Source organism: Vibrio sp. 10N.247.310.98 (genome assembly GCF_041467395.1).
Taxonomy (GTDB): Bacteria; Pseudomonadota; Gammaproteobacteria; order Enterobacterales; family Vibrionaceae; genus Vibrio; species Vibrio crassostreae_C.
This window is the reverse complement of sequence record NZ_JBFSUL010000069.1, coordinates 15,091-26,955: the sequence shown is the minus strand read 5'-3', so window position 1 is coordinate 26,955 and position 11,865 is coordinate 15,091. Positions and strand designations below refer to the sequence as shown.

5 protein-coding genes and 1 pseudogene are annotated in these 11,865 nt (G+C 45.3%); 3 read left to right on the top strand and 3 right to left on the bottom strand.

Features of this window, described 5'->3' with window-relative positions; genetic code table 11:
* The first annotated feature begins 234 nt into the window (after positions 1–234).
* Together traD and traI are read left to right on the top strand one after the other, a co-directional pair.
* Complete coding sequence (gene traD / locus AB6E78_RS20120; protein WP_016800260.1) at positions 235–2,274, top strand: type IV conjugative transfer system coupling protein TraD; 2,040 nt, start codon at positions 235–237, stop codon at positions 2,272–2,274.
* 187 nt (positions 2,275–2,461) lie between these two features.
* Positions 2,462–8,242: a conjugative transfer relaxase/helicase TraI gene (gene traI / locus AB6E78_RS20115; protein WP_372134120.1), complete on the top strand. Its 5,781-nt coding sequence runs from the start codon at positions 2,462–2,464 to the stop codon at positions 8,240–8,242.
* A gap of 20 nt (positions 8,243–8,262) precedes the next feature.
* Here the strand turns inward: traI and AB6E78_RS20110 are convergent, their stop codons facing one another.
* A complete protein-coding gene (locus tag AB6E78_RS20110) occupies positions 8,263–8,622 on the bottom strand; it encodes a hypothetical protein (RefSeq protein WP_016800258.1) in 360 nt (119 codons plus the stop codon).
* Between the two features lie 764 nt (positions 8,623–9,386).
* Between AB6E78_RS20110 and AB6E78_RS20105 the strand changes: the two are divergent.
* Positions 9,387–9,488: pseudogene (locus AB6E78_RS20105) on the top strand (IS5/IS1182 family transposase); the annotation flags it as partial.
* Positions 9,489–10,141: 653 nt separating this feature from the next.
* Here AB6E78_RS20105 and AB6E78_RS20100 read toward each other — a convergent pair.
* Together AB6E78_RS20100 and AB6E78_RS20095 are read right to left on the bottom strand one after the other, a co-directional pair.
* The gene (locus AB6E78_RS20100) at positions 10,142–10,534 is read right to left on the bottom strand and encodes a DUF6538 domain-containing protein (RefSeq protein ID WP_017097354.1); all 393 of its coding nucleotides are present in this window, start codon (positions 10,532–10,534) and stop codon (positions 10,142–10,144) included.
* 240 nt (positions 10,535–10,774) lie between these two features.
* Positions 10,775–11,865 (bottom strand): Ig-like domain-containing protein (locus AB6E78_RS20095; RefSeq protein ID WP_372153784.1); only part of this gene is annotated, 1,091 nt, incomplete at its 5' end.

Here is an 11,865-nt window from a genome sequence, read left to right as displayed (position 1 = left end):
GTACAGTTCTTAGAGGGGCGGCACTTGGTAACAAGTGTCGTCTACTCGACAAAAACGTTTTGAAACTGGTCAATCTTAATGCGAGCACCAAACAATTCTGTCGTCCCTTAGCCTTGGCACTCGTAATACACCTCCTTTGTAACCTGTCACCTTATTCCTGATTTCATTCTACCGAACAAAAGCGCCTCACTCAGTGTGGGCGCTTTTTTGTTTTCCTTCACAAGGAGTTTTTCTATGTCTACGACTCGTGGTGGTCAAATCACTTTCCATAACATTCGAATGTGGTGGCAAGTGAACGTAACCACAATCAAGTACCTCAATATCTTCGCGGCCTTGCTCGGGCTTATCACTACTTACCTCCTCACCTCGGCCAGCACATTAACCGGTGCCTACTACTACAGTCTATTTTGGCTATTCAACAAATTAGGTTTTAGCCTAAAGCGCAACGTAGTGGTCGAATGGGAAGATCAACGCTACAGCAGCACCCTTGGCCAACAACTGCAAAACCCCATCTTGTCACAGTGCTACCAAGAATTGCTGCAAGCCCTGTTCATTGGCCTACTGGTCTCTGTGGCCACTTCCACCGTGCTGTTTGTGATTATCAACCACTGGTTTAAGAGAAAAGGGCAAGAGCAAAGCGAAGATAACCACATTCGCGGCTTTCAATTGGCTGAGCCTAAAGCCGTCACCGCAGAGCTGAAAAAGAAGAAAAAACTCTCTCCTTTTGCACTCGATGGTCACAAGCTTTTTGTTGATAGGTTTGAGGTCAAGCACTTAATGATTGACGGCACCACAGGCGCAGGTAAATCCGTTGCGATTCGCAAGTTATTGCGCTGGATACGGGCGCGAGGCGATAAAGCCATCATCTACGATAAAGGCTGCGATTTTGTCAGTAAATTCTATGACCCTCATAAAGACGTGATTTTAAATCCCTTCGATGAGCGTTGCGCTGCATGGGATATTTGGAGTGATGCCAAAGAAGCCCCTGACTTTGAATCGCTCGCGGCCGCGCTTATTCCGCAACACGGCGAAGGCGACCCGTTTTGGGTGGATTCCGCACGAACCATTTTCGCAGCAACCACCTATCAAATGATGATCGATGACAAACACAAATGTACCATTGAAAATTTGCTGCACATTATCTTAACGTCGGAGCTTTCCACGCTAGGTGAACACTTAAAAGACACCGAAGCTAGCTCCCTCGTCTCGAAAAGTATCGAGAAGACAGCTATCTCCATCAAATCGGTACTAGCGACTTACATTAAGTCATTACGTTACTTACATGGTTTGGATGAAAAAGACGCACAAGGCCACCATAAACGGGCGCCATTTTCGATCACAGATTGGGTGCAAGATGAATCCCAGCAAGGATTTTTATTCCTATCGAGTAACGCAAGACAACACACCGCACTCAGACCACTGATCTCGATGTGGCTTGCGATTGCCTCCAACGCCATTCTAGGAATGGAGCCCGATGACGACCGCCGAATTTGGGTGATCATCGATGAAATGCCTACGTTACATAAACTGCCTGAACTCACGCACATTATTTCTGAAGTGCGTAAATTTGGAGGATGTTATTTACTGGGTTTGCAATCTTACGCTCAATTAGAAACCACTTACGGGCGCAACGCGGCGAGAGTCATTTTTGATTTGCTCAACACGCGCTTTTTCTTCCGCGCCCCTTCAAAAGCGATGGCCACCATTTCCTCGGATGATCTTGGTGAGCAAGAAATCGATATCTCACGAGAAAATATTTCTTACGGGGCGAACGCACTGCGTGACGGTGTCTCACTTGGCCACCAAAACAAAACGCGTCCTGTGGTTTCTCCTGCCCAAATCCAAGGTTTGGATGATTTAGAGTGTTACTTACGCACCCCTAACTCCATGCTCATCACTAAGCTGCAACTGAAGTACGACCGCATGAGCAATCTCCAACCCTCCTTCATCAAACGCAACCTACCAGGCGGGAAAGCAATGGAGAGTATCGACCAAGCCTTGATTTTTCATGAGTTAATTGCTTTGCATGAACTCGATGAAACCCAAAGAAACCGATTACTCGCCATTCAGCAAAGTACCTATGAAAACGAAGAAGAGCAGCAGCAAACCAGAACCCATCAAAAACAAACCCTTGCCAAAGCACCGAAAAAGGAAAACCCGACCAATAACGCTGCCCAAAACCAACAGCTCGCTGAAAACACACAAAATGCACTACAGCGAGAAACCGAAGAGGCGTCCATGACACAAGCAGAAACGGGCGAGATGTACGATTAACCACACGAAATGAAACATCAAGGAACATTTAGAGACCGAACACAATCTTACCCTCCCCTGTAAAAACCCTTTACCACCCTTTCATTCACATCAACGCCGTCCGCTAACCCATTCGTACCACACCCAACTCACCGGCATTCCGCTGACGTGGCGGCTTTGCTGCGCCCCAAAAAAAGGAGAACACCTTATGATGTCCATTAGCCCTCTTAAATCCGCCTCTGGCGCCGCCAAGTATTACTTAAACGAAGAAAACACCCAAGAGACCCCTGACATTTCTCTCGAAAAAGACAGCAACGACAACTACTACCTCAAAGAAAACAGTACCAATGAAAACACCTTTTGGCATGGTCAGTTAGCCGAAGAAGCAGGCCTACTCGGTAAACCGGTTGACCAAAAAACGTTAGAGTCCGTTTTATCTGGACACCTAGGCCATGAAACCATCAAAGGCAAACGCGACGATCATAAATCGGGGTTTGACCTAACCTTTTCTGCGCCAAAATCGGTCAGTGTACTTGCTCTCGTCGGGGGTGACACACGTTTAATCGATGCGCATAACACGGCGGTCAAATTCGCGCTCTCGCAATTAGAAAAAGACGTAGCACAAGCCACGCACATCAATGACGAAGGCGCTCGTGAGTTCATCAATACCGAATCCATGGCCTTTGCGGTCGTGCGCCATAAAACCAGTCGTGAAAACGACCCACAACTCCATTCCCACGCTTTGACGGCAAACATGACGCGCGACAAACAAGGGCAACTGCGTACACTCGCCTCTTCTCTCAAACAAAAAGGCGGCGTCATCAATGGAACAGGCGAGCGCATTTACCACTTCCAAAAGTACTACACCGCTCTTTACCAGAGTCAGCTTGCCAAAGAGAGCGAACAAATGGGTTATCAAATGCAAGGATTGGGTAACGGCCAATTTGAAGCCAAAGGCCTCCCTCAAATCCTCCTTGATACGTTTTCTACTCGCAAACAACAGCTCGACCAACAAGCCTTAGATTTTGGGGGGACGCAAGCGGCAAAAGATGTAGCCGCACTCGATACTCGCAAAGCCAAAACCTACGAAAGTGAGGCCGAGCTCAATACTCGCTGGCAACAAACGGTGTGCAACAAAGGCTATCAGCCCAAAGACTTGGTTAAAAACGCCCTCGGCATCGCTCAACAAGAGCATCACCCTGAACAAATCGCTAAAGACGCGTTTAGTCGCGCCGTTGAACACTTGGGGCAATACAACACGGCACTAAAACTGCAAAAGATCATAGAATTAGCCGCGGCCGAGTTTACCAAGGGCGGCGTACAAGCCAATGCAATCGACCTTAAAGTGGTCGCAGACCAATGGGTGAAAGACGGGGCGCTTCTCCCCCTTTCCATGAAAGGTCAATACACCACTCAAACCATGCTGAAAACCGAACAAGCGTTAATGGCGGCCAGCAAAGGGCGTACGCACCATATGCGTACTCCCGTCAATGACGCTACGTTAGATAAACTGACCCTCACTCAAGGCAACTGCCAAAAGGTGGCGGACATTTACCAGTCCACCAAACAGTTTCATGTGGTCAATGTGTTTGGCAACAGTGAGCAAATCGCGCAAAACCTATTGAACGTCGGCAACCATGTCGGTAAACGTGTCCACTTAGTGTCACAAAACGCCAAAGACAAACACTGTCATAGCCAAACCATCCAACGTGAAAGTCATACGGTCGCAGCCTGGGTAAAACACCGGTTTCAAGAAGAGCATCGTCACTCTGTCCATAGTTTGTTGCACTCCGACCTACCAATGACCAACAAAGATGTCCTTCTCGTCGACAGCGCCCACAAAATGAGCGCGAATGAGTTGATCGCTTTAAACGCAAAAGCTAAGGGATCGGGGAGCAAAGTCATCTTGCTGAACAACACGTCCAGTCGCCAAGGTTTTAAAGCCTATAACGCCATCGAGCTTTACCGCAAAGGCAACGTCGTCTCGCACTCTTGGGTAGACAGCAAACAGATAGACAGTAAGGTTGCCTTGCACGACAGTGATACGCGCACCCTCGCCAGAGCTTATACCTACTTATCAAACAAAGAAGACACACAAGTGCTGGCGACTTCTCACGTTGAACAACGACGATTGACGGACGCGATCCGGACCTCTCTACAGAACCAGGGTCAACTTGCCCGCAGCGGCATCACCTTGTTGACTCAGCAACCTCATTATTTGTCTAAACCCCAACAGGAGTTAGCGCAACACTACAAGCCGGGCATGACCCTTCGCCATTGGGAAGACGGAAAACCTAAAGAGTTAGTGGTTTCCACATCGGATAAGACAAACAATCGAGTCCATGTACTCAGCAAAACCGATGGACAAGAATACACCCTCGATCCCGCTTCCACCGGATTCAAAGCCCTCAACATGCAGGTCTTTAAACCTGAATCGTTGCAAGTTAACCAAGGTGAACGCCTCATAACCACCAGTAAGCACTTTCCATCTGGGTTGAACGCCAATGAACGTTACGTGGTCACAGGATTATCTAAAGAAACCCTGACGTTAACGGACACGCAAGGCGAATCGAAAACCATCCCCGCTGAAGCCCTGAAAGACGCACCACTAAAATACGACTATGTGCATTCCGCCAGTCATATCGAACCAAGGCCGCACACTCTTATTTCAGGCAAAACCTTTACGCTCTCCAAAGCGCTCTTCCATGATCTGACCGAGAAAAGCGCGCGCATCGATGTGTTTACCGACAACCCCGATAAAGCCCAGGCCGCGCTTGAGAAAAGCGAAGTGAAGCTTTCTGCCATCGAGCGAGTGATGCACACTCAAAGCGTCAACGACCGCTACCTGACTGACACCACCGCCATCACCGTCAAAAGCGACATCCAGCAAGCCCTCACTCTCTTAAACAAAGAGCAAAATTCACCACTGCAAGAGAAAGCGTTGAACTTTGCCCTGAGTCATCTTTCTGAAAAAGAAGCGGCGTTTACACAAAAAGAGTTAGTCGTCGAAGCGATCCGTTACGCTTTTGAAGAGGCCAATCAACCGATAATCAAAGATCAAATTGAAACAGAGCTCGCCAAGCGCAGTGACACCCTCTCTGCCGAATACAGCGACGGCACACGCTGGACCACCCAAGCGGCGCTCGATACCGAAAAGCACATCTTGCGGAACATTGAGCAAGGGAAAAATCAACACAAGCCGTTTGCCACCCACAGACAAGTCAGAGATTATCTCGATGCACAGCCTCGCCTTACCCAAGGGCAAAAGGACGGCATCACCCTTATCTCAACGACCAAAGACAGTTTTGTGGCCGTGCAAGGTTTAGCGGGCACCGGTAAATCCACCCTACTCGAATCCAACATTGAATTGATTCAACACGCTAGCCAAGCCAGTAAACACTCACCTTCACAAATCATAGGTATTGCACCAACGCACGCCGCCGTCAGCGAACTGGAAAGCAAAGGGATACAAGCGCAAACGCTGGAAAGCTTACTGACCGACCTAAGACGTGGCATCACCTTACCAGAGGACTACAAAAACACGCTGTTCTTCCTCGATGAAAGCTCCATGGTCAGCAACCAACAAGCCAAAGAGCTCACCGACCTTGTATTACAAAGCGGCTCCAAAGCCACCTTACTTGGGGATAAAGAGCAGCTGCTTTCTCTTAATGCCGGTAAACCGTTTGAATTGAGCATGAGACAAGGACTCATCGATACGGCTTTTATGACCGACATCATTCGTCAGAAGAATGAAATACTGCTTGGTGCCGTACACAACATTGTGGATAAGCAGCCACACAGCGCCCTCGATAAACTCTCTCAGCAAAGCCCTGATACACTCGGTAGCACGCAACATATTATCTCCACCCTCGATGAGAGTGCGAAAGACCAAAGCAAAGCACAGCTTATTGCCACCGAAAAGCTGCCTTACGCTGTAGCACAGGACTACCTTGCCCGTACGCCCGAAACGCGAGAAAACACGCTTATCATTGCTTACACGAATAATGAGCGTGACCACATCACTGAGCACATTCGTGTCGGACTGATGAAAACACAAGAGATAGGCCAAGAGAACATCATCACCACCCGATTGCGCTCTACAGGTGAGAGCAAAGAAGAGTTAGCCACCATGATGCCTTATCAGAAAGGGCTCATTTTAAGCACCAAGCAAGGAGAGTACGACATCATTACCCACATTGATTCGGAGCACGGAGTGGTGACACTTCAAGACGTGAATACAGGTAAGACAAAACCGTTTTTGCCACGTAACAAAGACCACAAATACACGTCACTCTTCGCTCAATCAGAAAAGCCGCTTTCAACAGGTGATAAAATCATGACCCGCTTTACCGACAAAGCGCGAGGCATTAAAGCCAATGTGGAATACACCATCAGCCGTGCCACCAAGGAAGAAATCACCGCGCTTTCGAAAGAAGGGCAAACGTTAAACCTCAATCCAAACCAACTCAAAGATGGGCATTGGGATTACGCTTACACCAGAACTGCGGACATGGCGCAAGGAGCGACGTATCAGTACGTCATTACCACTCTCAAAGGCAAAGGCGCACTGACGAACTTAAGACGCGCTTACATCGATTTGAGCCGAGCGAGCACTCATGTCAAACTTTTTACCGATAACCCAAAACAGATGATGAAGAGCTGGTTATCAAAAGAGGTCAATAAACACAGTGCCATTGAAACCATCGAAAACATTGCACCACACAGTACCCCTTACTTTAATGACAAAGCTCTGCCTCATGAAGACGTACGTTATCAAAATAGAAACGGAGATTTTGACTACAACCAATTTAAAGAACACATCAACCAAGCGCTCCCTAAATACACCGAAAGCTTAGCCATCAACCTATTGGGACAACCGAACCCATCTAAATCAGACCGTGACTATTTAACCTTTGGTATCGGTAAATCGGCTCTAAAAGTGTCATTAACGGGGGAATATCGAGGGTATTTTAAAGACTATACCACCGGTGAAAAAGGCTCATTAATCAATTTGATGATGAGTCATAAGGAAATAAATTATAAGGAGGCAATGAAAGAAGCCCACAACATCCTTAATGATCCTAATAAATACCAACTCACCGCCAACCCTAAACATGAACAATTACTGACTACTACGCCAAAACACATGGCACAATTTGAAGAGAGAGCGAAAGAATATATACAAACCAGTCAGCCACTCACAGGCACATTAGCCGAAACTTACCTCAATAAATTAGGTATTGAACACCCTAAGAGTGACCATGTTCATTTTCATCAAGCAGTGTACTCCTCGGAGGACCAGACATTTCACTCGGCAATGATAACTAACATTCACGATAAAAAAGGAGAAACAAAAGCGATTGAAGTGACTTATTTAGACGGGCAAGGAAATAAAGATCCGGCACTCGACATCAACCCACGGATATTAGGCACGAAATCCAAACAAATAACGCGATTCCATCAAGGCAGTGATTTGCACACCACCATCATCAGTACCTCAATCGAGAATGCTTTTATTATTAATCAAGCGCATCAAGGCCAATACGACATTATCAATGTCAATCATAAGAATGACATTCAGAATATCTCCACCGATGAACTCAGACAGAACATTGTGATTGTACTGAGTCAAGGAAATACTGATTTAAATCCCAACAACGTTGAAAAAATCATGGCCAACTTTTCAGGGAGAAATATTCAGTTTGTTTCACCTGACGATATGCTTGAGGAAATTAAACAGGGTATTGAACAATACCATCAACAAACGCATCAACAAAAAGAGGAATTCGACACACCCACTCAAGACCATGATTCATTAACCAACGAGCCGGACACTGATATTAATCAACACACAAAAGAAATCAAAGATAAAGAGCTTGAACACTTCGACAGCAAAGAACCCTCCCCTCAAAAAACGTTTGATTTTAATCAGGAGCGTGACAACAACAATGACCAAGATAATAAACTAGATAGAGAGTTAGAGCGGTAGAAAAAGGGGTGTCCAATGGACTACCCTTTTTTTTTGCCTGCCAGAAACTCATCGACTTTATTATCGATATCAGATTTCACCTGTTGCCTAAAGGGTTTGGATTCTTTTTGTTGTCGGAATAATTTTTCACCATCAAAGGTTTGTCCATGAACCACATCAGTGATCGCAGATGAGCCACGAACGACACGATAAATCTCTTCCATCAACGCACGGTTCGATGGACTATCATCCTCACTGTCATTGAGTTTGATGCGCAGTGCCAACATCAAAAGTTGGCGTGTGGCCTCTGCATCACTTAATGCTTCCTTATCCCTAAACGTCTTAAAATCTTGCGCTAACTTTCCACGTAAAGAACTTTGTAGCGGATAAGAACGTGTCATATTGCCCTCCTCAATCCCAATTAAAAGCATTGTTATTCAAATGAAATTTCAATCAATTAATTTTATAAAAGACCCTTCAAGCATTGTCAATAAAGGGCTCAATCAACATTCAATGATTTCCAATTAAAGGACCTTGAAAACGCTCTCATCGCTTTACCTATAAGGGATCAATTAATAATCATTGAAAAAATATATTTATCCATTGAAATTTAATCGGCTAATTAGTGTAATTTCTGAAAATTTTTCCACGTTACTTTAAGCGACTATTATATCTTTAACTTTTTGTTTTTATTATCTTTATGTTTTTCACAGACAACCATTTGCATTGATTTCAATGCGCCGTAGGGTGTGGGATTGGATTGAGGGGAAACAGGGCCACTTCGTTAAACGCTTGCATAATTTGTGCTTTCTCTAAGGCTTTATATTATTAGGTAAAGTCGCCCATATTAAAAGGGGTTGGGGTGAAAAATGGATCACACTACTAAAAAGTCACCACACCTTTTAGGAATTCAGGGCCATTCGTAAAACGAAATAACAGTGAAATCTGACTTTAGAAAGGCGATATTGTATCCGTCATTCCGCCCTCAATTTAATAATTAAAATAGTATTATCCAGCGTTCATTTATCAGTAAAAAAACGGCACCATCTTGACCGAGCTCGGCAGTTTTGATCTATTACTGTTATTGGCTTTGTTGCGTAATTCAGTGGAACTAAATCATGAACCTACGATCTGTTCAGCTACGTCCACTACCTCTCATAGCCCTATGCCTAAACATCGTCACAAAACAATCAACTGGAAGCAATACAGCCAATCACTCATTAACTGCGGGTCTCTGACCTTTTGGATTGATGAAGAGGTGATAAGTGGCTGAGCGCAAAGCAAAGCCGATTGGCGCGATGGTACGTCCAAGAATCTTGTTATTTCTAGCCTGTATTTGGGGGTGAAAGTGCACCTGTATTTTCAGTTATTCACCACACCCCAACAGACAACACAAATAGTTCACCAAAACTCAATTCCATTTGAATAATTCTTCGACCCAATCAGCAACCTCTCCCAATAGACTAATACCCCGAACAACGCCAAAAATAAAAGACACTATTTGGCCAATAGAAATTCGTTTCTTCATTAAATACTCCATATTTCAGATCTAAAAAAACCACCTAACAGCGGCGACAGAGACTAAAAATATTTGTTCAACCTCTCCACAATATTTTGTTGTTACCTAATAGGTAGGTTAATTATCAAATGCGATTTAGTGTGATCGTGTGACTTCATAACTTGATCTGAGACCAAAAAGTCTAACGCGTTAGACAAAGTAGTCCTGTTACTACAATTCGACATATGTGTGTAAAGCAAGTAAAGAGGTCGAGAAAGCATAACTCTCCTCCATTACTAGCTTTTAAATGACACTCACATCAAAATACAACAAAAAAGGGAGAGAGCAAGCGCCAAAGATAACCATCCCTAGCTTTAACGACATTAAATAAAACAACTGTTAACAACAAAAACTTAACTAGTCTACTTTAGATCTTTGGTGTTCATTATTCCTACTATGTTAAACGGGCGAGTTAGCTCTTCAGAGCGATTTATAGAAAAAAAATCAGCATGTCCATTTGAAGCAAGAACCGCACAATGATACCCATTGTTCATACTTTGTGAATTTTGACGTAACTGATTAATACTATGAGCAAGCTCAGCTTTGAACTCAGAAAAACTTAATGCCGTGACTTTGGCTCTGTCGAAAAGAGCATGAAGTAATTGAACCTGTTCGATATTTCTCAGGTAAGCGACTTTACGTTCACGAGTTAGGAGAGAGAATTTAAACTCTTTGGGATAGCCACTGCTATGCAGTGAAATTGGGGTAGCGATGCGTGTGTAGTATACGCTATTTGGAAGTCTCAATAAGTACATCTGCGCAAGATGATTTTCGAGGTTTTAGATAAGAAAAACCGGTTTAAAAACAGCAGTTTAATCTTTAAGGGTAGTGGAAGAATAGGAATTTGAAAATTATCTCCAGCATTCCCATTTAAAATAACCTATTGCTATTAGCTAGTTATACTATTGGGTGTGTGTGTACACCTACGAAAAAGATAACCACCTGCCGAAGTAGGTGGTTATAGGTTTGAAGCTCAAGAATTCATACGTTAAACGTTAAGGAACTGAGACGCAGGACGCGTACAACTCCCCTTCTCCCATACTAGCCCCTTCGTTGCCATTCTTGAGGCTTACATTTATAAAACCAGGTCCACGACTTGTACTTGACCAGTAACTGCTCCTGACTGGCCAGCCGCGCGCGTTGAACATATTGCCGTATGTCTTGAAGAGCTCTAACTTTAACTCATTTTTTGTTGCCAAACGCCAGTTGGTGCGTCCTGCTAAACCCTGGTTACTATATGTGGCACATAATCTAGATGCATTCTCCCAGGTGAACCAAAAGAAATCTCCAGCAGGCCCAGAAGTTCCAATTTCTTGCGTAAAACCATTATTGACACTTCCTCCTAGGCTATGAAGAGCGATTTTTGATGGTGAATTGGTAAACAACTTCCCACTCCCAGTATCGAATATATCAATACATGAAGCACCAGTGATCGAACATGTATATACATCCACGCTCACTGTGTTACTGGTGACGCCATCTTTAATGGCGGTTATCGTTGTTTGGCCGACGTTGACGCCAGACAGGAAGCCAGTCGGCGTTACTGTCGCGGTACTCAGAGCATCCGACGTCCAAGTGACGGAATCACTCACATCGGAGGAAGTGGTATCACTGTAGGTTGCGGTTGCCATTAGTGGTGTCAGTTGACCTTTTGCCACAGAAACCGAAGGCGGTGTGACCGCAATCGCGGTGATGACCGCAGCGCTGACCTCCACGCTCACTGTGTTACTGGTGACGCTGTCTTTAGTAGCGGTTATCGTTGTTTGGCCGACGTTGACGCCAGACAGGAAGCCAGTCGGCGTTACTGTCGCGGTACTCAGATCATCCGACATCCAAGTGACGGAATCGCTCACATCGGAGGAAGTGGTATCACTGTAGGTTGCGGTTGCCATTAGTGGTGTCAGTTGACCTTTTGCCAAGGTACTCGATGGCGGTGTGACCGCAATCGCGGTGATGACCGCAGCGCTGACCTCCACGCTCACTGTGTTACTGGTGACGCCATCTTTAATGGCGGTTATCGTTGTTTGGCCAACGTTGACGCCAGACAGGAAGCCAGTCGGCGTTACTGTCGCGGTACTCAGATCAT